Source organism: Methylobacterium sp. XJLW, from assembly GCF_003254375.1.
Lineage (GTDB): Bacteria > Pseudomonadota > Alphaproteobacteria > Rhizobiales > Beijerinckiaceae > Methylobacterium > Methylobacterium fujisawaense.
In genome coordinates this window covers 2,416,559-2,443,113 of sequence record NZ_CP016429.1, presented here as the reverse complement: position 1 = coordinate 2,443,113, position 26,555 = coordinate 2,416,559, and the positions used below count along the sequence as shown (strand labels likewise).

Sequence of the window (26,555 nt, the reverse complement as noted above, 5' to 3'; positions counted from 1 at the left end):
CACGGCGCCACGCCGCCGGCAGGCCGTCGTGGTGCTCCGCGCCCGGTGACCCGGTCGGATCCGGTCGTCGGCGTGCGCCCGCGTCGACCTGCGGCGGGGTGTTTCACGGGAAACAGGCCGCGCTCCGGCGCGCAGACGAGACACGGCCGAGATGCACCATTTCCACTATCGCGACGGCCGCCTGCACGCCGAGGCGGTCGACCTGACCGGCCTCGCCGCGGAGGTCGGGACGCCGTTCTACTGCTACAGCACCGCCACCCTCGAGCGGCATTACCGCGTCTTCGCGGAGGCCTTCGCGGCCGACGACGCGCTGGTCTGCTTCGCCATGAAGGCGAATTCGAACCAGGCCGTCCTGCGCACCCTCGCTTCCCAGGGCGCCGGGATGGACATCGTCTCGGGGGGCGAGCTGCAGCGGGCGCTGGCGGCTGGGGTGGATCCCGGCAAGATCGTGTTCTCCGGCGTCGGCAAGACCCGCGCCGAGATGGAGGCCGCGCTCAAGGCCGGCATCTTCTGCTTCAATGTCGAGAGCGAGCCGGAACTCGCGGTCCTGTCCGACGTGGCCGTGGGCCTCGGCCTCAAGGCCCCGGTCTCGATCCGGGTGAACCCCGACGTGGATGCCGGCACGCACGCCAAGATCTCCACCGGCAAGTACGAGAACAAGTTCGGCATCCCGATCACCCGGGCGCCGGCGGTCTACGCCACTGCCGCCGCCCTGCCGGGGATCGCGGTGCACGGCGTCGACATGCATATCGGCAGCCAGATCACCGATCTGGCGCCCTTCGCCGACGCGGCCCGGCTGCTGGCGGACCTCGCCCGGACGCTCATGGCGGCCGGCCATCCCCTGCGCCACATCGATTTCGGCGGCGGTCTCGGGATCCCCTATCGCGATGACAACGCGCCGCCGCCGGATCCGGCCGCCCTGGCGGCGACCCTGCGGCCGCATTTCGCCCCGCTCGGCCTGCGGCCGGTCTTCGAGATCGGCCGGATGATCGTCGGCAATGCCGGGATCCTGGTGATGCGGGTGCTCTACGTGAAGCACAGCGAGGGGCGCACCTTCGTGATCGTCGACGCGGCGATGAACGACCTGATCCGCCCGACCCTGTACGAGGCCTATCACGCCCTGCGGCCGGTCCTCGAGCCAAGTTCCGGGACGCCGCGCCTCGTCGCCGACGTGGTGGGCCCGGTCTGCGAGAGCGGCGACTATCTCGCTCTCAACCGCGACATGCCGGCGGTGGCGGCGGGCGACCTGATCGCCGTGATGAGCGCCGGCGCCTACGGGGCGGTGCAGTCCTGCACCTACAACACGCGGCCCCTGGTGCCGGAGGTTCTGGTGCGGGGGGACCGGGCGGCCGTGGTGCGACCGCGCCTCGACGTCGACGCGCTGATCGCCCTCGACCGGGTGCCGGACTGGCTGGCGTGAGCGGCGCGCCCGCATCCCCGTCGGTCGCGGCGGCCGACCGGCGGCTGCCGCTGTCGGTCTTCATCATCGCCCACAACGAGGTGGACCGGATCGGCGCGACGATCCGGGCGGTGCGGGGCCTGACCGACGATCTCGTGGTGGTCGATTCGGGCTCCACCGACGGCACGCAGGCGCTGGCGGCCGCGCTCGGCGCGCGGGTGATTCACAATCCCTGGCCGGGCTACGGCCCGCAGAAGCGGTTCGCCGAGGAGCAGTGCCGGCATGTCTGGCTCCTGAACCTCGACGCCGACGAGGTAGTGCCGGAGGATCTCGTCCAGGAGATCCGGGCCCTCTGGGCCGCGGGCGAGCCGCGCCGGCCGGCGTGGCGGATCGGCATCGCGGAGATCTTTCCCGGCGAGGGCCGCCCGCACCCGCTCGCCTACACCCTGACGCCGGTCCGGCTCTACAGGAAGGACCGGGGCCGTTACGCCGCCTCGCCGGTGCACGACCGGGTGGCGCTGGAACCCGGCGTCACGCCGGGGCGGCTCAGGGGCGTGATCCATCATTTCTCGGTGCGCTCGCTCGGCGACCAGCTCGACAAGCTGAATCGCTACTCCGACCAGCAGGCGGAGGACTTGGAGACGCGGGGCGTGGTGATCCCGACCTGGCGGGTGTTCGTGGAACTGCCGGGCAACTTCCTGAAGGCCTATCTCGGGCGCCGCCACTTCGTGCGCGGCACCTACGGCTTCCTGACGGCGATGAACTACGCGATCTCGCGGCATCTGCGCGTCGCGAAGCATGTCGAGCGCCGCCGCGTGGCCGCCGCCCGCCAGGATCGGGTTGACCCGCCGGATCCGACCTTCTAGAGCCAGAGCGCCGGAGACGTGGCCGAGCGGCTGAAGGCACTCGTTTGCTAAATGAGCATACCCAGAAATGGGTATCGAGGGTTCGAATCCCTCCGTCTCCGCCATTTAGCCCTAAGATGTTATAAAAGCAGCGCTTTTCTCGCTTCGTCCGGCCAGCTTTGGTGACACAGCGTCATCGTAGCCGTACGGGATGAGGCCAAAGGTGCGGCGCGCCGACGACCTGCAATGCCGTCGTGGGCGCTGGTCCGTGCGACTCAGGGTGCCATCCCATCTCGTCTCCACGGTCGGACAGACCCACCTCGTCCGGGGTCTCGACGCGAGCACCGAGGCTGTTGCGCGGCAGCGACGGTGGATCGCGCTGGCGCTGCTCTGGGACTGGATCGGTGCGCAGACCGTTTCGGACGGTTGGCAGCCCGCCCGGGCGGCTGCCCTGACCGGTTCAGGACGGTCCCGCGACGATACCGGGCGAGAGTGCCCCGACCCAACGCCTCATTCTCTCCCCAAAAGACGACCCGAAAGGATGGCCGCGATCATGCTCATCCAGGGGGGGCATCGCGCCAGACCACAATGCTCACGACGCTGGAGCGCTGGTTGATGGAGATCGATGGGGTCCAGACCAAGCAATCTCGGATGCAGCATGCCCTTGCCGTCCGGGAGTTCGCACAAACTCAGCCGTTAAACTATGCCGTCCGCGGCGTGGATCGACGCACCGCGGGTGAGTTCGTCAGCGACGTGCTCCTGCGGAGTCGGGCGTCTCAGGCCACGGTCCATCGACAGATCGCGGCGCTCTCTTCGATGTGGCAGCGGCTCATCAAGCGTGGCTTTGTCGCCGACAATCCGTGGCAGGGGCAGGGTAGCTTCTCGAATAGATCGAGGCAGGAGCCATCGAAGCGCGCCGACACCGCTGATGAGCTTGTCACGCTCCTCACGGCTGATCCTGTGGCGATCATGGGCCTGCGCGGTAGGGGACGGTGCTGTTCGACCTCATGCGGGTCGGCTTACTGACCGGCTGCCGCATCAGCGAGCTTTGTCAGCTTCGCACCGCCGACATGCGCACAGAGGGGCGAGCGTTCCGCATCTCTCACGGAAAACGGAGCATGCCCGGCGCGTCGTACCAGTTCATGGATCAGCTAGGCCGATCTTGCAGCAGCGCGTTGCACGCTCGTCAGACGGCTGGGTATGCTCGGGTCTCACGCCCGCGGGGCCGGACGGGAAGCGAAGCTGGATCGTGGTGAAGCGATTTGCCACCTTTTGCCAGAAGGTGCTTGGGCCCAGCAAACAGGTCGATGTCCATAGCTTCAGACGATGCTTCGCAACCTATCTCCAACGGGCCTCTAAGCACACCACAACAGTAAACAGCAGCGTTATCGCCGAGCTTATGGGTCACGCCAAGCCGCGCTCGGCCTTGCCGTATACGCGTCAGGACTCGGACCGGAGCAACTCCGAGCCGCCATCGAGGCTTTAGATCGGGCGATCGAACCACAGGTGATCAAGCCTCTTATAGCCAAACCGTGTCGCTTCGCGTCCGGTCAAGTTCGGCAATGGGTGTGACGCGGTAATTGGCTCGATGCGCGGAAGCGACCGTTCGATAACGGCGAGGTTACGGACCCCATTGTCACAGCGAGGCCACACACGGTCGCCGATCTTCCTCATGGCTTGACGTGGCCTGACAAGGCGACGGATGGTGACAGCGACGGTTCCCTTCGGGGATCAAAAGGGAACGCGGTAAAGGGCTTGCCCTGAAGCCGCGGCTGCCCCCGCAACTGTAAGCGGCGAGCCCAGCACCACCGCGTCACTGGATGTGCCTCATCCGGGAAGACGGTGCGAGGGCGGTGACCCGCGAGCCAGGAGACCTGCCGTCAGTCGTGGTCACACGCGAAACGCGTCGGGCGGGGTGTCCTGACGGGTGTCGAAGCGCCGGGCTGACGCTGGGCGTGGAGACCTCATTCGCGGTGACGTGCCACTCCCGTCGCCCGAGGCTCCCGTGTCCCGTCGTCCCACCATCCGAATGCTCTCGACCTGGTCGGGCGTCGGCCTCGCCGCCCTGGCCTCGGCGGCCGCAGCTCAGGACCGCTCCACGCCGAGTGCGGCGACCACCGAGACGACGCTGGAGGAGATCTCGGTCACCGCCGACACAGCCGTAGCCGCATCGCCGCGCGTCGGTCCGGCCGCGAGCGCGGGCTACGTCGGGGGTACGACCGGGATCGGTGGGATCAGCACCCCCGTGGCTTCCGCCAGTTCGGGTGTCATCACGGGCGCACAGCTTAACAGCCGTCCGGTGACGCGCCCCGGCGAAGTGTTGGAGTCGGTGCCGGGCCTGATCGTCACGCAGCACTCCGGCGAGGGCAAGGCCAATCAGTTCTTCTTGCGCGGGTTCAACCTCGACCACGGCACCGACATAGCCCTGTTCCTCGACGGCATGCCGCTCAACATGCGAACCCATGCCCACGGTCAAGGCTACGCCGACATCAACTTCCTGATCCCGGAACTCGTCGGCGCGGTGGAGTTCCACAAGGGTCCGTACTTCGTCCGCGACGGTGACTTCGCCTCTGCGGGCTCCGTGCGGATCGACTATCTCGACACGACCGCGAAAAACGTCGCCCTGACCTCCATCGGCAGCTTCGGCTACAAGCGCGCGCTCTCGATCACCACCGTACCACTCGGTGAGGGCAACCTCCTCCTCGCGGGGGAAGCCCAGGTCTACGACGGCCCGTGGGTGGTCCCGGACGCCCTGCGCAAGATCAACGGCGTGGCCCGCTACAGCCAGGGTACGCCGCTCGACGGCTTCTCGGTCACCGGCATGGCCTACGCGGCGCGCTGGACCGCCACCAACCAGATCCCAGAGCGCGCTGTGGCGGAGGGGCTGATCAGCCGCTACGGCACGATCAACCCGACCGATGGCGGCGACACCTCGCGCTTCTCGCTCTCGGGCAAGTTCAGCGCAACGGACGACACGGGCGTGACGCGGGCCTCGGCCTACGTCATCCGATCCCAATTGAACCTGTTCAACGACTTCACTTACTTCCTCAACGATCCGGTGAACGGCGACCAGTTCCACCAGCTCGATCAGCGCATCATCGGCGGCGGCGAGGCCCTGCACATCTTCCAGGGCGACCTGTTCGGGAGGCCGATGGAAAACGAGATCGGCGTGCAGACCCGCACCGACTCGATCCGCGTCGGCCTGTTCAACACAACGAACCGGCAGTATCGCTCGGGCGTGCTCGACGACCGGGTGCTGGAGACAAGTGGAGCCTTCTACTTCGACAACCGCGTGCGCTGGACCGACTGGCTGCGCACCAGCGTCGGTTTCCGCGCGGACGGATACTACGCCAGCGTCGTCTCGGACACGCCGGCCAATTCGGGCAAGGCGCGCGATGGCATCGTCAACCCAAAGCTCGGCCTGACGCTCGGGCCGTGGTTCGACACCGAACTCTTCGTGAACTACGGCGGCGGCTTCCACTCGAACGATGTGCGCGGCGTGACCGCCACGGTGGATCCGACCTCCTCGCTGTTCAACACGACCCGCTCGCCCTTCCTCGTGCCCTCCACGGGCTACGAGATCGGCCTGCGCAACCGGTCCATTGCCGGACTGGAGACGAGCCTCGCCCTGTTCCGGCTCGATTTCGCCTCAGAGAACCTGTTCCAGGGCGATACCGGCACCACGGAGCCGAGCCGCCCGACCCGCCGCTTCGGCGTGGAATGGACCAATCGGTATGCGGTGACGCCCTGGCTCGCGCTGGAGGGCGACCTGACGATCACGAACGCTCGCTTCTCGGACTACGACCCGGTGGGCAACCGGGTTCCTGAAGCGCCGACGACCATCGCGTCGGCGGGCGTGACCTTCGGCGAGCCGCTAGGCTGGTTCGGATCACTCCGCTTCCGCTACTTCGGCCCCCGGCCGCTGATTGAGGACAACGCGATCCGCTCGCGGGCGACCGCGCTGTTCAACGGCCGGGTGGGCTACAATTTCGACAACGGCATCAGCGTCTCGCTGGACGTACTGAACTTGACGAACAGCAAGTCTGACCAGATCACCTACGCGTATGTTTCACGGTTGCCCGGCGAGCCCGCCGAGGGGCTGATCGACCGCGTGTTTCACCCGGTCGAGCCTACGGCGGTACGTCTAACCATCGCTGGAAAATTCTGAAGGACCGGTCCGGTCCACACGGGCTCGTATAAGCCCACCGAGTGCCCCGGAAGCGGGGACGAGGCTTTTGAGCGCTCGCGGGGGCGGGTGCGCCAAGCCGGAAGCCCTGGCAGCTCCGGCGGACCTGCCGTCGCGGGCCTCGATGCAGTGAGGCCGCCGGGAGGCTGCAATGGGCCCTATCTGAACAGCGGCAACTCTGCGCCGAGCACGCAAAGGCCGACCAGAAACAGGGAGCCACCCGCAGCTTCAAGAATGACGCGCAGACGGTCGCTGATGAGAGACGCCGCGGCAGAGGCCGTTCCAGCCACGAAGCAAGCCAGACTGATCAACGTCACCGCAGCGCCTCCACATCGGCATGGGACGCCTACGCTACGGCGTGAGGGAGCAGGAAGTTTCGGCGAGGGTTCGCCGAGCCGGCGACGACGCGGTCGAGCTTAGGGGCAGCGTTTCGCGCCCCCCTTGGCATCCATGCCCGCCCTTGTCGCTGAGGGGCGAACGGTAGGCGGACGTGGACGGCCAGCCTGAAGCCGGCGGCGGCGGCCTAATGTCTGATTGGAGACATTTCAATCCAAACTTGCTCTTCCCGGTGAACGCCGCTCGCACATCCCGTGCAGGCGGTGGGAGGGATCTCGGAGGCCTCAGGAAATCCAGCCGAGCACCGCCACCAGATGGTCGGCCTGGGCTCGGGTCAGGCCAGAGGCGACGGCGGATCCATTCCGGCAGACCGCAAAGGTCCCGTCAGCGGACGCACGAATTTTGATGGAGGCCATGGAGCTAAACCCGCGATCATGTCGCGGCCGATGTCGACGGCTCCGTACGAGCCGCGTGAGATGTGACCCCGGTTCCCCCATGGGAAAATGCGGCGGACCGCCTCAGGTCTGTGGCTGGAACCCAAGCATGTCCCGCTCGCGCATCCGATGCGCGCTGATCAATCCGTCGTCGTCCGCAGCACTACCCGGAGATCCGCGTTGATCACGTGGACTGGGATGGGTGGCAAACGCAGCCATCGAGGTAAGCAGCGGATAAAAAACACGAAATTCGAGATCATGGGCGGGTCGCGTCTCCGCGGTCGCCCACCAACCCGAAACCGGTGTTTCCTCACAACGGGTTGGCACGCCAAAAGTCGGTTCGCCCCCGCAGCCGCGGCCTGTGGATTGCACTCCCTGAGCGCCCTCCCATCCCGTCGCCGCGACGTCGCACTGGACGCTGCCGAGCTGCGATCAAAAACGGTGCGAACGGCGCCCCCTGACGCAAACCGACCTGCGCCTGGTGAGAGTGCCCGGCCCAAAACGCGTTTGGACTCATCGGCGACGGCTTGCCGGGATCTTGAGCGGGCGGGGCCTTCTCCCCGGCGGAATGACGTCAGGCCGGCGTTCTGGCAACGGAGGCGAGCAACCGGCGGCCCGGGACGGCCCGCTCAGGGGCGGCGCGGGTGCTTGGAGCCGAGTTGGCGCTAGGCTTGGCCACAGACCCGTGCCGGTCTCGACGTCGAGCGTCATGGCCCCAACGCGATAGCGGCCTGAAGCGAAGCCCGCATTGGCCAACGCGAGCAGCCGGTCGAAGCCAAGGATCACCCCGCCCTGGGGGTGTCCCGCCGCGCGGCACGAGATGCGCTCATCGCCGAGGGCTGAACGGCATCAATCCCCCCCCCGAACGCGGGGCTACGCTTCCAACTCCACGTCGCCTTCAGGCTCGGCCTGGCAGGCGAGGATGTAGCCATCCTCCCTGTCGCCGTCGCCGAGTGCGTCCTGCACGGGCATCCGAACCGTCCCGCTCCGCAGCTTCACCATGCAGGTTCCGCACGTCCCGGAGCGACAGGCGCTGTCGATGCGGACCTTCGCCTCGTCAGCCACGTCGAGCAGCGTCGCTCCCTCGCGAGCCGTAGACGTCTTACCGGTGTCCAGGAATTTGACCTGACCGACGACCGTGCCGGACTGTCCGGTCCTTCCGGTCGGATCGCGACGGTCCGTTCCGAAGGCCTCTGTCCGTATCTGACCGGCCGGCACGCCCAGATCGAGCAGGACCGCCTTGACCGCGTCCATCATGGGCGTCGGTCCGCAGATGTGGGCGCGGTGGAGCGCGATATCCGGCACGGCGGCCGCGACGAAGCGGGCATCGATGCGACCGGTATGACCCTTCCAGGCCTCCCTACCCGGTGCGGACATCGCGACCGAAACGTGTAGCCTGGGATTCCGCTTCCTCAGCGTCTCGATCTCGTCCTTGAAGATGTAGTCCTGCGGGCTTTTGAAGCTGAGGAGGAGGTAGATCGTGCCGGGCCAGTCCGTCTCGGTCAGGTAACGCACGCTGCTCATCATGGGCGTGATCCCGACGCCGCCGCCGATCAGCACGACGGTCGGCCATTCCCTGCCGGAGAACACGAAGCCACCGCTCGGCGCCTCGACCTGGACGCGGTCGCCCGGTCGCATCTCGTCGTGCAGCCAACGGGAGACTGCGCCGTTCTCCTTGCGCTTGACGGTGATCTCGATACGGTCCCGCCACGTCGGCGACGAGGCGATGGTGTACGAGCGGCGGGTCGGAATGCCCTGCCGCGTGATCTCCAGCGTCAGGTACTGCCCGGCCACATGCCGGAAGGGGATCTCGCCGCCCTTCGGATCGACGAAGCGGAACGTCCTGACCGTGCGGGTGACCTGCGCGACGTCGCGCAGTTCCAGCTCGCCGAACCACCGCACCGTCCCGGTCGCCTCGTCGTTCCGCGCGTAGGGCGTTATCGCGGGACGCAGCAGCGAGGTCTCGGGCACGATCTCGACGGGTTTGCGCCGGATTTCGGGCGACGGGAAGCATTTGCCGAAGGCCAGCAGCAGCCGGGGGTCCCCGGAGATCCGGATCTTCCGCCTCGCCAGAGCCCAGACCAAGCTCTTTTCCCTGGCGAGGAACCCGAGCCACGTCTTGGCGTCGGCAATCACACGCAGGTTGGGCTTGTCGACCAAGCCGTCGCGAACGGCGATCTTTCCATCGCGGACGGTGACGGTTGCTTGGCGGCTCTCGGCGCCGGTGAAGGTGAAATGGAAGACCGCGTCGAGATCGCGCGCCTGCGCCCGCTGGAACACGATGGGCATGAAGGTCAGGAGGCCACCGATGGTCCGGGGGGTCATGCCATTGCCGACGGGCTTCACCGTCTTGTGCTTCCACTTGCGTCTGGCGATCTCCTCGGCGTCGGTGCCGGCCACGACGTAGACCGGTTCCGGGCGATCCTGGAGCGGCTTCAGAATCTCGCGCCGGTGCGCGCCTTTATCCTTCAGGTACGAGCCGATGACGTCCTCGCCCGCCGGGCACACGGCGATGCAGTAGGCCGACTTGTAGTTCGCCCCATAGGTCAGGCTCTGCCACATCGAGGCGGTCTCGGGCTCGTTGACCCGCCGGCGATAGTCGAGCGCGTCGCGGGAGTCCGCAATCTGCTCCACCCAGTCGGTGAAGCCGCCCATGAATTCGCGGTAATTGTGGGTGAAGCAGGCCTGGAAATCGAAGGTGCCTTCGAGCTTGATCGCACCGACCGGGCAGGCCGCGACGCAGAGCTTGCATTCCAGACACGGGTTGTAGTCGATGGGCGCGTCGGGGATGTCGATGTCCTGGTCGAGCAGGACCGTGCCCAGCAGGATGAAGTTCCCGAATTTCGGGTGGATGACGTTGCGGTGGATGCCCATCCGGCCGAGACCTGCCGCGACCGCCACGGGCTTGTGAGCCACGATCCAGATGGCGTGCCCGGGGTTCTGGTTCATCTCCATCGGGAAGCCCATGGAGGGGTTGACGGCTCGGATGCCATGATCCTGAAGGCGCGCGACGATGGCGGCGCAGATGGCGTTGATGTCGTGACCGGCACGGTGGAATTCGAGGTTGGCAACGGACCGCGGCGTCCCGCGAACCGGTGCCTGCGCCATCTTGACGACGATGCTGACGAGGGACCGCGTCCAGGGATAGTGCCGCAGGATCTCGTCCCGCTGCGGCTCAAGCTCGAACCGGCCGATCTCGACGAACCCGACGTCGTCCGCACCGCATTCGAGGGCCAGCTGTCGCAGTTCGCCCGCCCCGAATGGCCTCCTTGCAGCGGCCGGCCCGCTCGATAGCTCGGCGGCACGGAGACGCTTCACCGTGGGATGATCTTCGAGGTTCATCAGGCAGGGATCTCCGCCCCAGGCTGGCTTCGCGATCCGGGATGCTCCGGACGACAGGCGCCGAGCACCCGGCGCCTTCGATGCCGAAAAATAGATGTTATTCGTAATCTATAAGTGTCTGCGCTCCGATCCGCAAGCCGGCCTGGGCGCCCTGTGACTTCGCCGGTCGAGATTGCCGCCTTCCGACGTGACCGCGCACCGCCAAGACAGGACGCATCAGGACGAATGGTTCGTCGTCTCGAGGCTGGGCCTCCGCCTTGGAGCCTTCGAGGCGCTCCTCCGTGTCGGGGAGGGCGCGGTCTTGCTCGGCGCTGCCAGAGGAGCCACGCCTTCCGCGTGGCAGGCCGCGGCCTTGAGCTTCAACGCAGCGCGACGATCCGGAGCGATCTCCCGGACCCGACCCCGGCGGTGTGCGTCCCCTGCCCCCAAGGTCGCCGGTCGCCATGGAGCCCATCGCGTGGCCCCGGCCTTCCGTGATCGTGTCCCCCGGGATGGGCGGCAGCACGGGCCATTGACGATGGAACCGAGCCGGAATAGATGACGACTATCATATCAAAGCCCCTCAAAGGTTACGGGGAATCGCCAATGGACGCGCGATGGATGGTCGGACTGACCGGATTGGCCCTGGCGGCCTGCTCGCCCGCCGAGACAGCGGTCAGCCCCGAGCCGCCCCTGGTGCAGATCGCCGAAGTCGTCCCGAGCCCCGGCGCGGTCTCCCGTTATACGGGCGTGATCCGGGCGCGCACCGAGAGCAACCTCGGCTTCCGGGTGGGAGGCAAGATCTTCGAGCGCCTCGTCGATCCTGGTGACCGCGTGCGCCTCGGCCAGCCGCTGATGCGCCTCGACCGAACCGACTTCACCCTCGCGCTCAACGCGGCGCGCGCTTCCGTCGATGCCGCCCGCGCCCAGATGATCAAGGCCAAGGCCGACGAGGAGCGCAGCCGTAAGCTCGTCTCGGACGGCTGGACCTCCAAGCAGACCTACGACCAGAACAAGGGCGCGGCCGACGCGGCCATCGCCCAGTTCGCCAATGCCGAAGCCCAAGCCAGCCAGATCGAGAACCAAGCGGGGTATGCTGAGCTCAAGGCCGATGCCGACGGCGTCGTCATGGAAGTGCCCTCCTATCCTGGGGAGGTGGTCGCCGCCGGCCAGACCGTGGTCAAGCTCGCTCGCGACGGGGCGCGCGAGGCGGAAGTGTTCATACCCGAGGGCAGCCGGCGCGCCGCTCAGGGCGAGGCTTCCGCCACGCTCTATTCCGAGGACGCGGCGACCTATCCGGCCCGACTGCGCGAATTGTCCGCCACCGCCGACCCGGCCACGCGCACCTACCGGGCGCGCTACATCCTCTCGGGGGACGGCGAGGCGGCGCCGCTCGGCGCCACCGTCACCCTGCAGCTCAAGGCCCATGCGGCGGTCCGCACAGCGAGCGTGGAGGTTCCCCTCGCGGCGCTGTTCGACCAGGGCCGCGGCACCGCGGTCTGGCGCTACGACGTCGCGACCGAGACCGTGCGGCCGCAGATGGTGCAGGTCGCCCGAATGGGCGAGGAGCGGGTCGAGATCGTGGCCGGCCTGAACCCCGGCGACCGGATCGTAGCCCTCGGCGCCCATCTCCTCAAAGCCGACCAGAAGGTGCGGCAAGCGCCGGTCAGCATGACCGGGGTGGCCCGATGAGCCGCTTCAACCTCTCGGCCGTGGCCGTCCGTGAGCGGGCCGTCACCCTGTTCCTGCTGATTGCCCTGACGGGTGCCGGCTTCTTCGCCTTCCAAAAGCTCGGGCGTGGCGAGGACCCGAGTTTCGCGGTGAAGACAATGGCCGTCTCGGCCGCATGGCCTGGGGCGACGACCACCGAGATGCAGCGGCAGGTCGCCGACCCGCTCGAGAAGCGGCTGCAGGAACTCGCTTACTACGACCGTGTCGAGACGACGACCCGGCCCGGACTGTTGCTGATGAAGGTCTTCTTCAAGGACAACATGCCTCCGGCGAAACTTCAGTCGGAGTTCTACCAGACGCGCAAGAAGCTCTCCGACCAGGCTTCCAGCCTGCCGCGCGGCGTGCTCGGGCCGCTGTTCAACGACGAGTTCTCGGACGTCTACTTCTCTCTCTATGCGCTCCAGGCCAGGGGTTTGCCGCACCGTCAACTGGTGCTTCGCGCCGAGGACCTGCGGCAGCGCCTGCTGCGGGTGCCGGGCGTCGAGAAGATCAACATCCTCGGCGAGCAGGCGCAGAAGATCTTCGTCGAGATCTCCTACCAGCGTCTCGCCACGCTCGGCATCAACGGCCAGCAACTGCTGGCGGCGCTCGCCAACCAGAACGACGTGACGCCGGCTGGCTTCGTCGAGGCCGACGGCCCGCGGGTGTACCTGCGCCTGGACGGCGCCATCGACGGGCTCGACGCGATCCGCAACCTCCCGGTGGCCGTCGGCGACCGCAGCCTCAAGCTCGGCGACATCGCCGCGGTGAAGCGCGGCTACGAGGACCCGAAGACCTTCGAGATCCGTAACGACGGCGCGCCGGCCCTGATGCTCGGCCTCGTGATGAAGCCCGGCTACAACGGCCTCAAGCTCGGCGCGGCGCTGAACGCCGAGGAAGTGGCGATCCACCACGAGACGCCGGTCGGCATCACCTTCACGAAAATCACCGACCAGGCGAAGGTCATCGACGATGCCATCAACGAGTTCATGGTGAAGTTCTTCACCGCGCTCGGTGTGGTCATCCTTGTGTCGCTGGTGGCTCTGGGCTTCCGCGTCGGCATCGTGGTGGCGCTGGCCGTGCCGCTGACGCTCTCGGCGGTGTTCGTGGTGATGATGGTCACGGGCCGTGACTTCGACCGCATCACCCTCGGCGCCCTCATCATCTCGCTGGGCCTCCTCGTCGACGACGCCATCATCGCCATCGAGATGATGGTGGTGCGCATGGAGGAAGGCGCCGACCGGATCGAGGCCGCGACCTACGCCTGGAGCGCCACGGCCGCGCCGATGCTCACCGGCACGCTGGTCACCATCGCGGGCTTCCTGCCCGTGGGCTTCGCCGCGTCGACGGCGGGCGAGTACGCCGGAAACATCTTCTGGGTGGTGGCCTTCTCGCTGATCGTCTCATGGATCGTGGCCGTGACCTTCACGCCCTATCTGGGCGTCAAGCTCTTGCCCAACATCAAGAAGGTCGAGGGCGGGCACGACGCCATCTACGCCACGAAGAACTACGAACGCCTGCGCCGCGTCGTGCGCCTGTCTGTCGACCATAAGTGGATCGCCGCCGGCATCACGGTGGGGTTGTTCGCACTCGCCGTCGTGGCCATGGGCAAGGTCGAGCAGCAATTCTTCCCGAATTCGGAGCGCCCCGAACTCATCGTCGAGGTCACCCTGCCGGCGGGCTCGGCCTTCGCCACCACCGAGGCCAGCGTCAAGCGGATTGAGGCGGCGGTTCGCGAGTTGCCCGAGGCGCGTGAGATCACGAGCTATATCGGCCAGGGCATGCCGCGCTTCGTGCTCTCTTTCGACCCGGAACTGCCCGATCCCGCCTTCGCGCAGATCGTGGTGCAGACCGCCGATTCCCATGCCCGCGACGCCCTCCGGGGCAAGGTGCGCAAGCTCGTCGAGGACGGCCGCTTTCCTGAAGCCCGTGTGCGGGTCCTCCAGATCGTGTTCGGACCACCGGTCCGCTTCCCCGTCGCCTTCCGCGTCGTGGGACCCGACCTCGAAATCATTCGCGGCATCGCCGGTGAGGTCGCCCAAGCGATGGCCACGAACCCCAACATGCGCATGGTCCATCTCGACTGGGGCGACAAGACCCCGAGCCTCCACCTTGCCCTCGACCAAGAGCGCCTGCGCTTGATCGGCTTGACGCCCAAGGAGGCCGGCCAGCAGCTGCAGAGCTACCTCAACGGCACGCCCGCCACCCAGGTCCGGGAGAACCTGCGTTCCGTCGACGTCCTCCTGCGCAGCCCCGGCCCCGAGCGGCGCTCGCTGGGGGAGATCGGCGACCTGACGCTGGCGACGAAGGACGGGCGCCAGGTGCCGGTCTCGCAGGTGGCGCGCTTGGAGAGCCGCACCGAGGATGCGGTCCTGAAGCGCTACAACCGTGAGACCTACATCCGCGTGCAGGGCGACGTGCTCGACGGCAAGCAGCCGCCCGACATCCACGCCCAGGTCGTTCCGCTGCTGGCGCCGATCAAAGCCAAGCTGCCGCCGGGCTACCGCATCGACACGGCAGGCTCCGTGGAGGAGAGCGAGAAGGCGATGCTGTCGCTGGTGGCGGTGTTCCCCATCATGCTCATCGTGACGCTGACGGTGATCATGATCCAGGTGCGCTCGTTCGCCACCATGTTCATGGTCTTTGCCACCGCACCGCTGGGCCTCGTCGGCGCCGCGCCGACCCTGTTGGTCTTCCACCAACCCTTCGGCTTCAACGCGATCCTCGGGCTGATCGCGCTGTCGGGCATCCTCATGCGGAACACGCTGATCTTGGTGGACCAGATCCACCACGACCAAGCGGCGGGCCTCGGGGATTATGAGGCCATCGTGGAATCGACCGTGCGCCGGGCGCGGCCCGTCATCCTGACGGCGGCGGCTGCGATGCTGGCCTTCATCCCGTTGACCCACTCGGTGTTCTGGGGTGCGCTAGCCTACGTTCTCATCGGCGGCGTCGGTGTCGGTACGGTCCTGACGCTCCTGTTCCTGCCCGCCCTGTACGCCCTGTGGTTCCGGGTGCAGCGGCCGGAAAAGGCCGTCGCAGGGCCGGCCGTGGTGACAGTCGACGGAGCGGCCGTAACGCCCCGCTCAACGTAAGGACGCCGTCTCCAGAGACGTCCAGAAGATCGCACGCGCTTCCAAATTCGCGTGTGATTGCCCGGCGGGCCCGTATCTGCCCCCCCACGGGCCCGCCGGGATCATTGATCGTACCCGCACGCCGTCGCCCCTGTGGACCGCCGCTCGTGTGCATCGGGACGCTGCAAAAGGCGGACGGGATCCTGAAGATCCGACGCCAGCATGACGCGATCAAGAGTGCTTTCTCGCGCGCCGATCGTCCACCGCCGCAACGCGGATCCATGGAGCCGAACGGGCGGATCCCGGAACCGTCCCCGCCGCCGCAGCTTCCGGCCCTGGAGCTTGGCGGCAGCGCCCCCGCGCTCAAGGTCGTGGGGAGGCTCTGGCACGGGGTCATGCCGGGCAGCCTTTCGGTTCGCCGATCTCGCCCCCTCGAGAAGGCTCCCCGGCGAGGCGCGGCGAGGTCCGTCATCACGGCAGCCGGGCGTCGGATCTGTCGCCGGAGAACGTCCACGCGATCCGGCACAGGCCTCAGCCGCGACGCGGTCTCAGGGGCGGGTCAGGAGGACGGGCCCGCTGTCGATCCGGATGCGCAGCACCGCGTAGGGCTTCCGGCGAAGGTCGCGGCCCTCGTGGAAGCCCGCTTGCCGGTGCAACTGGTTGGCGGTGAAGTACAGGTAACCGTCGCGCCCGATCGACAGCGTATCGGGCCAGCTGATGGCCGGATCGGTGACCACGGTGGACCACTTGCCCTGGTCGAGCACGCGGATGGCGTTGTGCTCGTAATCGCCGGCGAAGACCCGGCCGCGATCGTCTTCGGCGATCCCGTCCGAGGCGCCCTTGGCGCCCATGTCGCGGATCTGGCCGGCGAGATCAGCCTCGCTCACCCGGGGATCGCGCAAGGCGGCGGTCGGCACGGCATAGAGCGTCCGGCCGGAGAGCGGGCCGTAATAGAGCAGCGACCCGTCCGCCGAGAGCGCGATGGCATCGCTGGCGACGCGGACCGGCTTCGCCGGCCCGTTGGCGGGGCGGTTCATCAGCGGCTCGCTATCGACGACGGGGGTGAAGTCGGGCTCCGGCGCGGTGCTCGCATGGCCGGAGAGGCGGCGGAATGCCTTTCCGGTGGCGAGGTCCACCACGATGATCCCGCCGATGCCCGCGTTGGAACTGTCGGTGATGTAGGCGACGCCGGCCTCGCCCTGGCGCAGGTCGAAGCGGACGTCGTTGAGATAGGTCGTCGGCAAAACGACGCTGTCGGGCAGGACGATGGTACGGACGATCGTGTTCGTGGCCAGGTCGATCGCCACCAGCTTGGCACCGCCCGGCTGCGGCGTGCGGAAGCCGGGCGCGGCCGTATCCAGCACCCAGAGCCGGTTCGCGCCGTCGGCGACGACGCTCTGCACGGAGATGAAATGCGCGGCCGGGGCGGCCGGATCGGGCTGGTTCGTCGCGAGATCGGGATAGGGCACCGTCGTCCCGTTCACCACCTCCCCCACGGTGAAGGGCGCGTTGTCGCCCCATTGCGGGAAATTCACGAACATCCGCCCGTTGGGCGCGACAGTGATGCCCGTCGGCATGGCGCCGTCGAATTGTGCGACCTGCTCGATGGCAGGCGCCGGCGCGGTGGAGGGCTCGGCCGCGCGCGCCGCGTCGTTCGCAAGCGCGATGGACAATGCCGCCGCCAGGGTGGCGGTGAGACTCTTCATGATGTCCTCTCCCCCCGACGCCGCGTCGAGGTCTGTCGTTAGGCGCAGCAGGTAAGACGTCGGCACCGGTCGGCAATGGCGGGACTGAACGGCTCCAGCACCGGCGCGAGCCGCCCTGCGGCGAGATCCGCGGAGACGTAGGACCGGCCGAACCGTGCGAGGCCGGCGCCGCCGAGCGCCATCAGGCGCACCACGTCGCCGGACAGGCCCTTGTGCTTGGCGAGATCGACGCGCATCCGCGGATGTGCCGCGAGAGATCGCGGCCGGACCGGCAGGATGACCTGGGTGCCGAACGGGACCGAGGCGTTCACCCGGAGCCGGGCGCTCGGCTCGGCTGTCCCTCGGCCCCTGACGACTTGCAGGCGTCCGCGCGCTGGTCGCGCAGGCTGCGCAGGCCGGCGAGGCTGATCTCCTCCGTGATGGCCTCGTGCCATCTGTCGAGCAGGCGGATGCTGAATCGTCGGCCGTTCAGGATGCTCTTGAGCACATCGCCATTCAGCGAAATCACCCCGATTTCCTGCATCTGCGCCGTGGGGAACATTGCGTTCGACACCGGCCCGTCGTCGATCCGATACTGATAGTTGAGGATGGAATTCTTCGGCAGCCCCGTCACCTCGAGCCGGTCGCCGACGATCTGGATGCGCGATCGGGTCTTCGGCGCCAGGATGCAGCCAGCGTCCCCGCTCGACGGGTGACCGGCCTTCCTGAGCACCCAGTCGCCCTCGCTGGCGACCGTCTGTCCCGCATCCTCGGGGGCGCCCAGGGGGGAGGCCAGGCAGGCCGCGACGGCGAAGAGTGCAACCCTCATGAACGACATCCTCGTCTCACACGTCGGTTCGGTCCTGGACCCAACATCGTTCTCCAAGCCGGGCTGTCGATCTGAGACACATTCGCCCGGTCACCCCGGCAGGCGATGGCTGGCAGATCCGCCCCAAGACCGGTCGGCAACGTGGTCCGCGACCGCCCACGCCCGGTTGCAGCAGCAGCCCCGGGAGACCTGTGGTCAGGCGCGCGAGGACGCGCCGGTCGTGCCTGTTCGCGCCACCCCCGGCTCGGGAGCAGGCCGGCCTCAATCCACCCGACCAAGGCTCTCAGGCGATCACCGGCGCCCGCCGGTTCCGGCCGACGATGGTCAGGCTGCCTCGACGTGGGTGAAGCGGAGAAGCTGACGCCGGTCGGCGCGTCGGCTTCCGCCCCGCTTGGGCGGCCCTGCGGCCCGCTTGCGGGCGTCCAGACGGCGCGCCGTCAGAACACGGCGTGGTCGCCGCGCTCGGCAACGGCCTCGCCTCGGATCACGCGCGCATAATAGTCGAAGAGAGTTTCAGAGCCGGTCGACGGTGTGGCGCGCGCATCATATTGCCCCGTCACCGGATCCAGAACGAGCATGGATTCCGTCGCGTAGTAGCGCCCGATGCGCGCGAGTTCGGCCTTGGCTGCCATGGTCGGAACCAGCCGTCCGAGCATGGCCAGAGTGACTATGATGACGTCCAGAAGGGCCACGGGCACATGCGTGAATCGCGCTTCGCGCCCGAGCAAGGCGAAGAGCTGCTCGCCCTGCGCCTTCGGGGTCACGGCTTCGCCCGGGCCGCCGATCGGCAGCACGCGATTGCGCCGGTCCGGGTCGTCGAGGCACTCGGCAATGTAGGTGCCCAAGTCGTCGTCGCTGATCGGTTTGCAGGCCGTCAGCGTGCCGTCGCCGAAAATCAGGAACGACTTCCCGCGTTTCAAACGATCGATTTGCCCCGACAGTGATTTGAAGAAGGCCGTTGGTCGTACGATCGTGTAATCGAGGCCCGACGCGGCCAGAACGCCCTCGAACGCGCGCTTGGCATGCTGGAACGCCAGGACCGGCTTCTGGACGCAGATCGCCGAGAGAAGGATGACGTGGGTCACGCCGGCCGCCTTCCCGGCGTGCAACGCACTTACATGCGCGCGATAATCGATCGCCCAGGCGTCGTCGGGCAAGCCCGTGCGCGAGGCGAGACACGAGACCAGGACGTCGAACGGCTCGGCGCGGAAACCCGCCTCGGCGAGGGACGATGGATCGGTCACATCCACCACCCTTGCGGTCGCGCCCGGAGGCAGTCGGGAGCACGCGGGCGGCCCTGACGGGTCGTCGATGTCGGCGCGACGCCTGACGAAGCAGACCACGTCATGGCCCCGTGACACCAGCGCGCGCACCGTCGCGCGCCCGATCGTCCCGGTGCCACCGAGCACGGCGACGCGTCGCGGGCGCAACGCGTCCGATTGGTCTCCGGTCACGCTCACCTTATCCAGCCACTCAGGGTTCCGGCATGTCCGGTCGTTGTGACGAGACCGTATCGATCCACCCGAACAGGAGGCCGCCTTCGCAGCCTGGATTGCCACGGGTGTGGGCGAAGGGTCAGCGCGTCATGCCGGCGTCATAGCACGGAGCGCGCCGCCGGCGCCCGCTCTCGCGGCAGCGGGACAGTCAGGGCCGCAGCCTACCTGCGAGGACGTCGGTGGCTGCGTGGACCAGCCGGTGTCGGTGTATTGGTCCGGTTCTCGTCGAACAGCTTGCGCCAACGGATCAGCCGCTCAGGTGCGAGGCTGCCGTCCGCGACGGCAGCCTGCACGGCGCACCCGGGTTCGCTTGTGTGGGTGCAGTCGCGGTATCGGCACAGGGGCGCGCGTTCGATGATCTCGGCGAACAGCGTTTCGATCCCTTCCGCGGCGCCGCTGACATGCAGCGTGCGCATCCCCGGCGTGTCGATGACCCAGCCGCCGTCGGCGATGGCATGCAGCGAACGCGATGTGGTCGTATGGCGTCCCTTGGCATCGTGCTCGCGAATGCCGCCGGTCAGCTGGGCCTGGGCCTGACCGGGACCGACCAGCGTGTTCACCAGCGTCGATTTGCCGACGCCGGAGGAGCCGACCAGCGCCACGGTCTGCCCCAGCCCACACCACGGAGCGAGGGCGTCTGCAGCCGCGGAGAGACGGGGGTTGAGGGTTACGACGTCGAGCCCGCGCTGCAACTCGGACGCTTGGCGCTGGTAGGTTCCCAGATCGGCTGTCGTGTCGGCCTTGGTGAGGAGGATCACCGGAATTGTGCCGCCTTGATTGGCCAGAGCCATATAGCGCTCCAGTCGCGCCGGATTGAAATCGGCGTTGCAGGAGGTGACGATGAACAGCGTGTCGACATTGGCCGCAGCGGCCTGAAGGGTCCGGCTGCCTTCGGTGCGGCGCTCCATGACCGTCCTGCGGCTGAGACGGCGATGCACGGTCTGGGTTCGTGGATCGACGAGAACCCAATCGCCCACGGTGAAGTCGCTCGTGCTGGCGTGGATCGCGAGCGTCAGTTCGACGGATCCGGCCTCCGACAGGGCGGTCAAGCGAGACCGGTGAAGCGTCGCGATCCGCATCGGGGCGAGATCGGCCTCGTGGGGTTCACGCTGGACTTCGAAGAAGTCGGACCAGCCCAAGCTTGCAAGCGACAGGGGCTGGAAGGAAGGGGGATGATCGATCACCGCCCTGCCCATGACATGGCATCCTGCGCCTGGCCAGCCCTCCACCGCCAGGCGCACGTCGATGCCCGGCCGAGTGCAAGGACCGTCGCCCTGCGCCGTCGCCCTGCGCCGTCTCCCTTGGCCATACCCACGGGAGGCGGACGGTCGTGTCGCCGCGCGGGTCAATCGGGAGCGGCCGCGAAGGCGCGCCCCAATGCCCGGATGAGCCGGTCTCCGGCCCATTCATAAGATTAGCACTTCCACTCGGTGAGTGCTAACAATGCGTCGATCGGGCGGCGATGACAGTCTCGCCGTAGCCTTTCCCGCGACAGCGCCAATCATGTCGGTTGGATCTCGCTTGGGAACGATCAGGATACCACGATGAAATTCCGTCCGCTGCACGACCGCGTGGTCCTCCGTCGCATCGAAGGCGAGGAGAAGACCAAGGGCGGCATCATCATTCCCGATACGGTCAAGGAGAAGCCGCAGGAGGGCGAGGTCGTCGCCGCTGGACCGGGCGTGCGCGACGAGGCGGGCAAGATCAACCCGCTCGAGGTGAAGGCCGGCGACCGCGTCCTGTTCGGCAAGTGGTCCGGCACCGAGGTCAAGATTGACGGTCAGGACCTCCTGATCATGAAGGAATCCGACATCCTGGGCATCGTCGCCTAGCGCGGATCAGGCCGCTCAGAGCCTCACGACGATCTGCCCTTCGAGGCGCCCGCTGTGGCGCGCCTCAGGGCCAAACGACAGATGACGAGTGCTCCACCATGTCCGCCAAAGACGTTCGCTTTTCGGTCGATGCCCGCGAGAAGATGCTGCGCGGTGTCGAACTGCTCGCCAGTGCGGTGAAGGTGACGCTGGGCCCGAAGGGCCGCAACGTCGTGATCGAGAAGAGCTTCGGCGCCCCGCGCATCACCAAGGACGGCGTCACCGTCGCCAAGGAGATCGAGCTCGTCGACAAGTTCGAGAACATGGGCGCCCAGATGGTGCGCGAAGTGGCCTCCAAGTCGAGCGACACCGCCGGTGACGGCACGACGACCGCGACCGTTCTCGCGGCCTCCATCGTCCGGGAGGGCGTGAAGTACGTCGCCGCCGGCATGAACCCGATGGACCTGAAGCGCGGCATCGATCTGGCCGTGGCCGCGGTCGTGAAGGATATCGGCGCGCGCTCCCGCAAGGTCGCCTCGTCCGAGGAGATCGCCCAGGTCGGCACGATCTCCGCCAACGGCGACAAGGAGATCGGCGAGATGATCGCCCACGCCATGCAGAAGGTGGGCAACGAGGGCGTCATCACGGTCGAAGAGGCCAAGACCGCCGAGACCGAGCTCGACGTCGTCGAAGGCATGCAGTTCGACCGCGGCTACCTGTCCCCGTACTTCATCACGAATGCGGAGAAGATGGTCGCCGAGCTCGAGGATCCCTACATCCTCATCCACGAGAAGAAGCTCTCCTCGCTCCAGGCGATGCTGCCGGTGCTCGAGGCCGTGGTCCAGACCGGCAAGCCGCTCCTGATCATCGCCGAGGACATCGAGGGCGAGGCGCTCGCCACCCTGGTGGTGAACAAGCTGCGCGGCGGCCTGAAGGTCGCGGCCGTCAAGGCGCCGGGCTTCGGTGACCGCCGCAAGGCGATGCTCGAGGACATCGCGATCCTGACCAAGGGCCAGATGATCGCCGAGGACCTCGGCATCAAGCTCGAGAACGTGACGCTCCCGATGCTCGGCCGCGCCAAGCGCGTGCGGATCGAGAAGGAGACCACCACGATCATCGACGGCGCCGGCGAGAAGACCGACATCGAGGGCCGGATCAGCCAGATCAAGGCGCAGATCGAGGAGACCACCTCGGACTACGACCGCGAGAAGCTGCAGGAGCGCCTGGCCAAGCTCGCGGGCGGCGTCGCGGTGATCCGCGTCGGCGGTTCGACCGAGGTCGAGGTCAAGGAGAAGAAGGACCGCGTCGACGACGCGCTGCACGCCACCCGCGCGGCGGTCGAGGAAGGCATCGTCCCCGGCGGCGGCACCGCGCTCCTGCGCGCCAAGGCCGCCGTCCAGGGGCTCGCGAACGACAACCCCGACGTCCAGGCCGGCATCAAGATCGTCCTCAAGGCTCTCGAGGCCCCGATCCGTCAGATCGCCCAGAACTCGGGCGTCGAGGGCTCGATCGTGGTCGGTAAGATCCTGGCCAACAGCTCGGAGACCTACGGCTTCAACGCCCAGACCGAAGAGTATGTCGACATGCTCAAGGCCGGCATCGTCGACCCGACCAAGGTGGTGCGCGCGGCCATTCAGGGCGCGGCCTCAGTCGCCGGCCTGCTGGTGACCACCGAGGCGATGATCTCCGAGGCGCCGCGCAAGGAGGCTCCGGCCATGCCCGCCGGCGGCGGCATGGGCGGCATGGGCGGCATGGGCGGCATGGATTTCTAACCGGCCGAAACAGGTCCGAAGCGCCCTCCGGCACGCCGACAGGCGGATCGCCGGAGGGCGCTTCGGCGCAACACGAGGGGGTGGATCGACGGGCTGGACCGACCTTCTCTCGCTATCGACCGCTGCCGCCTCCGCCGGGCTGAAACCGGCAAGCTTGTGCCGTTCGCTCCGGGCGCCTCATCCTCGTGACGGATGCGTTGGCTCGCAGGGCGATCGCGCCGACGAGGGCCCTGCGAAATTCGTCCTGTCGGCATGACCCGCGCCGATCTCGCGGTTGCCATCGAGGAGAGAGCACATGCGCATTCTTGTCGGCTGCGAGATGACTTACGAGTTTCCGCAGCCCACGCCCGTCATCGCGACGCTCAACGTCCACGCATCGCGCTTCCCTGACCTCGAACGGCCCGATTACCTGATCACGAGCCCGGCCGTTCCCCTGGAGGGCTATCGCGACAGCTTCGGGAATTGGTGCTCCCGTATGGTCGCTCCGGCGGGGCGCTTCATGCTCAAGACCGACACGGTCGTGCGGGACCACGGCAGCGGGGATCTGCAGGAACTCGACGCTCCGGAGATCCCGGTCGAGAAGCTGCCTTCGGACAGCGTGCTGTTTCTCCTCGGCAGCCGGTACTGCGAGACGGATCGCCTCTCCGCCATCGCGTGGGATCTGTTCGGACATGTCCCGCCCGGCTGGGGACGGGTGCAGGCGATCTGCGACTATGTGCATGATCGGATCGCCTTCGGGTATGAGCACGCGCGCGCAACCCGCACGGCCTTCGATGTCTTCGAGGAGCAGCGGGGCGTCTGCCGCGACTATGCGCATTTGGCGATCGCGTTCTGCCGCTGCCTCAACATCCCGACGCGCTACTGCAACGGCTATGTCAGCGACATCGGCCTGCCGCTGCCGCATGCGCCCGGTGATTTCGCCGCCTGGATGGAAGTGTATCTCGGTGGCCGTTGGCATACCTTCGACCCTCGCAACAACAGCTCCCGGATCGGCCGGATCCTGATCGCCTATGGGCGCGACGCCGCGGACGTGCCGTTGACGCTCACCTTCGGGCCCAACGATCTCACCGGGTTTCGCGTGACGACGGAAGAAGCGCCCGGCCCGGCCTGAACCGGCGCCGTATCGAAGCCGATGTGTAGGGCGGTGACAAAACCATCCACTGGAGCGTCGGCTTTGTGCTGATGCGGGCGGTGTAAAAGCCGGCCAGTGGAGAGGCTTCTCTTTCGAGAGGAGCCGAGGATGTTCGTCGTGGAAGTCTACGCAGCCGTTCGGCAGTTCGTGTTCATCGAGGGCCAGTCCCGGCGTGAGGCGGCTCGGGTCTTCGGGTTGAGCCGAGAGACGATCGCCAAGATGTGTCGGTTCTCGTTGCCGCCGGGCTACACACGCTCGAAGCCGGTCGAGAAGCCGAAGCTCGGGCCTCTTCTGCCAGTGATCGCGGCGATCCTTGAGGCGGACCGGACTGCACCGCTCAAGCAACGCCATACGGCCAAGCGGATCTTCGAGCGCCTACGCGACGAGCACGGCTATGCCGGTGGCTATACCGTGGTGAAGGACCACGTACGGATCTGCCGAGCACGGGGCAGGAGACTTTCGTGCCGCTCGCCCACCCGCCCGGCCATGCCCAGGTCGATTTTGGCGAGGCGGTCGCCACCATCGCTGGCGTGCGCCGCAAGATCCATTTCTTCTGCATGGATCTGCCGCACTCCGACGCCTGCTTCGTGAAGGCGTATCCGCGGGAGACCACCGAAGCTTTTCTCGACGGGCATGTCGCCGCCTTCGCCTTCTTCGGCGGCGTGCCTCTGTCGATCCTGTACGACAACACCAAAATCGCAGTGGCCAAGATCTGCGGCGACGGACAGCGTGAGCGTACGCGCGCCTTCACCGAGTTGGTGAGCCACTGCCTGTTCCGGGATCGCTTCGGCCGTCCGGGCAGGGGCAACGACAAGGGCAAGGTCGAGGGGCTGGTCAAGTTCGCCCGGTCCCACTTCATGACCCCGGCTCCGGAGGCGGCCTCGTTCGAGGCGCTGAACGCTGACCTGGAGCGCCGCTGCCGAGCTCGGCAGAACGAGTGCGCCGGGCGGCATCCCGAGAGCATCGGAACGCGGCTCATGGCCGATCGAGTGGTTCTGCGAGCCCTGCCGGCGGTGCCGCTGGAGCCGTGCGAGAAGAGGGCCGGGCGCGTCTCGTCGACCGCGCTGGTGCGCTATCGCGGCAACGACTACTCGGTGCCGACCACCTACGGCTTCCGGACGTGCTGGTGAAGGGCTTCGTCGAGGAAGTCGTGATCCTGTGTGCGGGGGTCGAGATCGCCCGGCACCCGCGCAGCTACGGCAGCGGCGTTTTCGTCGCCGAACCTCTGCACTACCTCGCGCTGATCGAGACCAAGCCGAACGCCCTCGACCAAGCCGCGGCACTCCAGGGCTGGGATCTGCCCGAGGCGTTCCAGCACCTGCGCCACCTTCTGGAGGCGCGCATGGGCAACCGCGGCAAGCGCGAGTTCATCCAGGTGCTGCGCCTGATGGAGGCGATGCCGAAGGACCTCGTGGCCTGGGCCGTCACCGAGGCGATCCGGCTCGGGGCGATTGGCTTCGATGCGGTCAAGTTGATCGCGCTGGCCCGTCTCGAACGGCGGCCGCCTCGGCTCGACTTGTCGGCCTACCCGCATCTGCCCCGGCCTGCGGTGCGCGCGACGATGGCCGCCGACTACACGGTGCTGGTGCCGGAGGTGGCGGCATGAGCGTGAGCGGCGATGAGACGACACCGGGCGTCCTGCTCGCCCATCACCTCAAGCAGTTGAAGTTGCCGACGGTCCTGCGCGAGTACGACAAGGTCGCCCGGGACTGCGCCCGGAGCGGCCTCGACCACCCCCGCTATCTGCTGCGGCTGGTTGAGCTGGAACTGATCGACCGCGAACGGCGCATGGTCGAGCGCCGGATCCGGGCGGCACGCTTCCCGGCGGTGAAGAGCCTCGACACCTTCGACTTCGCCGCCATCCCGAGCCTGAACAAGATGCTCGTGCTGGAGCTGGCGCGCTGCGGCTACGTCCTCGGTCGGGAGAACGTCATCGCGCTCGGCAACTCCGGCACCGGCAAGACGCACATCGCCCTGGCTCTCGGACTGGCAGCCTGCCAGAAGGGCTTCTCGGTCACGTTCACCACGGCGGCCTCGCTGGTCAACCAGCTCATGGAGGCGCGTGACGAGCGCCGCCTGCTCCGGCTTCAGAGGGAGCTGGCCGCGGTGAAGTTGCTGATTGTCGATGAACTCGGCTACGTGCCGCTGTCGCCGACGGGGCCGAGCTTTTGTTCGAGGTCCTGTCCCAGCGCTACGAGCGCGGCTCGACGGTGGTGACCTCGAACCTTCCGTTCGAGGACTGGACCTCGGTCCTGGGCTCGGAGCGGCTGACCGGTGCGCTGCTGGATCGGCTGACCCATCACGTCAGCATCCTGAGCCTGAACGGAGACAGCTACCGCCTCAGATCCTCCCGCAGCCGGCGGGGCCGCACAGACAGGGCGGAGCAAAACCAGGCCACCCTTGATGACCCTGATCCCGCGACGGGCGAGATCCGGCCAGCCTGACCTCACGATCCGCGACAAACGATGAAGAGGCCCGATCGGGCCCCTTCATCGTTCAGGCTGTCCGCAGTCCGTGGCCTGGTT

General features: G+C 67.5%; 15 protein-coding genes, 1 tRNA gene, 2 pseudogenes and 1 riboswitch. Of the genes and pseudogenes, 12 read left to right on the top strand and 6 right to left on the bottom strand.

Annotated elements, in window-relative coordinates; translation table 11 throughout:
• The first annotated feature begins 151 nt into the window (after positions 1-151).
• The 5 genes from lysA to A3862_RS11210 all read left to right on the top strand — a co-directional run bounded on the left by lysA (position 152) and on the right by A3862_RS11210 (position 6,412).
• Complete coding sequence (lysA, locus tag A3862_RS11235; RefSeq protein WP_043759346.1) at positions 152-1,420, top strand: diaminopimelate decarboxylase; 1,269 nt, start codon at positions 152-154, stop codon at positions 1,418-1,420.
• Complete coding sequence (locus tag A3862_RS11230) at positions 1,417-2,265, top strand: glycosyltransferase family 2 protein (protein ID WP_236961952.1); 849 nt, start codon at positions 1,417-1,419, stop codon at positions 2,263-2,265. The genes lysA and A3862_RS11230 overlap by 4 nt, the downstream gene beginning before the upstream one ends.
• A gap of 12 nt (positions 2,266-2,277) precedes the next feature.
• Positions 2,278-2,369, top strand: a tRNA-Ser gene (locus A3862_RS11225).
• A gap of 463 nt (positions 2,370-2,832) precedes the next feature.
• A complete protein-coding gene (locus tag A3862_RS11220) occupies positions 2,833-3,270 on the top strand; it encodes a hypothetical protein (protein WP_043759406.1) in 438 nt (145 codons plus the stop codon).
• Positions 3,271-3,942: 672 nt separating this feature from the next.
• A riboswitch (cobalamin riboswitch) is annotated at positions 3,943-4,140 on the top strand.
• Positions 4,141-4,273: 133 nt separating this feature from the next.
• Positions 4,274-6,412 carry a TonB-dependent receptor gene (locus A3862_RS11210; protein WP_193376731.1) on the top strand — a complete coding sequence of 713 codons (2,139 nt, stop codon included), beginning with the start codon at positions 4,274-4,276 and terminating at the stop codon, positions 6,410-6,412.
• A gap of 1,661 nt (positions 6,413-8,073) precedes the next feature.
• On the opposite strand, the gene A3862_RS11205 is transcribed toward A3862_RS11210, so the two are convergent.
• Complete coding sequence (locus tag A3862_RS11205) at positions 8,074-10,542, bottom strand: 2Fe-2S iron-sulfur cluster-binding protein (protein ID WP_100794019.1); 2,469 nt, start codon at positions 10,540-10,542, stop codon at positions 8,074-8,076.
• A gap of 585 nt (positions 10,543-11,127) precedes the next feature.
• Here A3862_RS11205 and A3862_RS11200 point away from each other — a divergent pair.
• Together A3862_RS11200 and A3862_RS11195 are read left to right on the top strand one after the other, a co-directional pair.
• Positions 11,128-12,213: an efflux RND transporter periplasmic adaptor subunit gene (locus tag A3862_RS11200; RefSeq protein WP_043759408.1), complete on the top strand. Its 1,086-nt coding sequence runs from the start codon at positions 11,128-11,130 to the stop codon at positions 12,211-12,213.
• On the top strand, positions 12,210-15,326 hold the full coding sequence (locus tag A3862_RS11195; RefSeq protein ID WP_043759410.1) for an efflux RND transporter permease subunit: 3,117 nt from the start codon (positions 12,210-12,212) through the stop codon (positions 15,324-15,326). The genes A3862_RS11200 and A3862_RS11195 overlap by 4 nt, the downstream gene beginning before the upstream one ends.
• A 527-nt stretch (positions 15,327-15,853) precedes the next feature.
• On the opposite strand, the gene A3862_RS11190 is transcribed toward A3862_RS11195, so the two are convergent.
• The 5 genes from A3862_RS11190 to rsgA form a co-directional block, all read right to left on the bottom strand.
• On the bottom strand, positions 15,854-17,011 hold the full coding sequence (locus A3862_RS11190) for an L-dopachrome tautomerase-related protein (RefSeq protein ID WP_111473596.1): 1,158 nt from the start codon (positions 17,009-17,011) through the stop codon (positions 15,854-15,856).
• A gap of 38 nt (positions 17,012-17,049) precedes the next feature.
• A complete protein-coding gene (locus A3862_RS11185) occupies positions 17,050-17,322 on the bottom strand; it encodes a hypothetical protein (protein ID WP_179697375.1) in 273 nt (90 codons plus the stop codon).
• Positions 17,319-17,819: a hypothetical protein gene (locus A3862_RS11180; protein ID WP_124262962.1), complete on the bottom strand. Its 501-nt coding sequence runs from the start codon at positions 17,817-17,819 to the stop codon at positions 17,319-17,321. Before A3862_RS11180 ends, A3862_RS11185 begins: the two co-directional genes overlap by 4 nt.
• 437 nt (positions 17,820-18,256) lie before the next feature.
• A complete protein-coding gene (locus tag A3862_RS11175) occupies positions 18,257-19,228 on the bottom strand; it encodes an NAD(P)H-binding protein (protein ID WP_083936173.1) in 972 nt (323 codons plus the stop codon).
• A 248-nt stretch (positions 19,229-19,476) separates the two neighbouring features.
• Positions 19,477-20,511: a ribosome small subunit-dependent GTPase A gene (gene rsgA / locus A3862_RS11170; RefSeq protein WP_111473594.1), complete on the bottom strand. Its 1,035-nt coding sequence runs from the start codon at positions 20,509-20,511 to the stop codon at positions 19,477-19,479.
• 348 nt (positions 20,512-20,859) lie between these two features.
• On the opposite strand from rsgA, the gene A3862_RS11165 reads away from it, so the two are divergent.
• The 5 genes and pseudogenes from A3862_RS11165 to istB all read left to right on the top strand — a co-directional run bounded on the left by A3862_RS11165 (position 20,860) and on the right by istB (position 26,474).
• On the top strand, positions 20,860-21,147 hold the full coding sequence (locus tag A3862_RS11165; RefSeq protein ID WP_043356833.1) for a co-chaperone GroES: 288 nt from the start codon (positions 20,860-20,862) through the stop codon (positions 21,145-21,147).
• Positions 21,148-21,245: 98 nt separating this feature from the next.
• The gene (groL, locus tag A3862_RS11160) at positions 21,246-22,898 is read left to right on the top strand and encodes a chaperonin GroEL (protein WP_111473593.1); all 1,653 of its coding nucleotides are present in this window, start codon (positions 21,246-21,248) and stop codon (positions 22,896-22,898) included.
• 295 nt (positions 22,899-23,193) lie between these two features.
• Complete coding sequence (locus A3862_RS11155; RefSeq protein WP_043356830.1) at positions 23,194-24,009, top strand: transglutaminase-like domain-containing protein; 816 nt, start codon at positions 23,194-23,196, stop codon at positions 24,007-24,009.
• A gap of 129 nt (positions 24,010-24,138) precedes the next feature.
• Positions 24,139-25,636 (top strand): annotated as a pseudogene (istA, locus tag A3862_RS11150) (IS21-like element ISMdi7 family transposase).
• Positions 25,633-26,474, top strand: a pseudogene (gene istB / locus A3862_RS11145) (IS21-like element ISMdi7 family helper ATPase IstB). The pseudogenes istA and istB overlap by 4 nt, the downstream one beginning before the upstream one ends.
• Positions 26,475-26,555: the final 81 nt, after the last annotated feature.

What these genes read in the sequence shown, in the direction of transcription:
- lysA (WP_043759346.1), top strand. Translation starts at nt 152, where the DNA reads ATGCACCATTTCCACTATCGCGACGGCCGCCTGCACGCCGAGGCGGTC.
- A3862_RS11155 (WP_043356830.1), top strand. Translation starts at nt 23,194, where the DNA reads ATGCGCATTCTTGTCGGCTGCGAGATGACTTACGAGTTTCCGCAGCCC.
- A3862_RS11220 (WP_043759406.1), top strand. Translation starts at nt 2,833, where the DNA reads ATGCTCACGACGCTGGAGCGCTGGTTGATGGAGATCGATGGGGTCCAG.
- A3862_RS11195 (WP_043759410.1), top strand. Translation starts at nt 12,210, where the DNA reads ATGAGCCGCTTCAACCTCTCGGCCGTGGCCGTCCGTGAGCGGGCCGTC.
- A3862_RS11190 (WP_111473596.1), bottom strand. Translation starts at nt 17,011, where the DNA reads ATGAAGAGTCTCACCGCCACCCTGGCGGCGGCATTGTCCATCGCGCTT.
- groL (WP_111473593.1), top strand. Translation starts at nt 21,246, where the DNA reads ATGTCCGCCAAAGACGTTCGCTTTTCGGTCGATGCCCGCGAGAAGATG.
- A3862_RS11180 (WP_124262962.1), bottom strand. Translation starts at nt 17,819, where the DNA reads ATGAGGGTTGCACTCTTCGCCGTCGCGGCCTGCCTGGCCTCCCCCCTG.
- A3862_RS11165 (WP_043356833.1), top strand. Translation starts at nt 20,860, where the DNA reads ATGAAATTCCGTCCGCTGCACGACCGCGTGGTCCTCCGTCGCATCGAA.
- A3862_RS11200 (WP_043759408.1), top strand. Translation starts at nt 11,128, where the DNA reads ATGGACGCGCGATGGATGGTCGGACTGACCGGATTGGCCCTGGCGGCC.
- A3862_RS11210 (WP_193376731.1), top strand. Translation starts at nt 4,274, where the DNA reads ATGCTCTCGACCTGGTCGGGCGTCGGCCTCGCCGCCCTGGCCTCGGCG.
- rsgA (WP_111473594.1), bottom strand. Translation starts at nt 20,511, where the DNA reads ATGGGCAGGGCGGTGATCGATCATCCCCCTTCCTTCCAGCCCCTGTCG.
- A3862_RS11205 (WP_100794019.1), bottom strand. Translation starts at nt 10,542, where the DNA reads ATGAACCTCGAAGATCATCCCACGGTGAAGCGTCTCCGTGCCGCCGAG.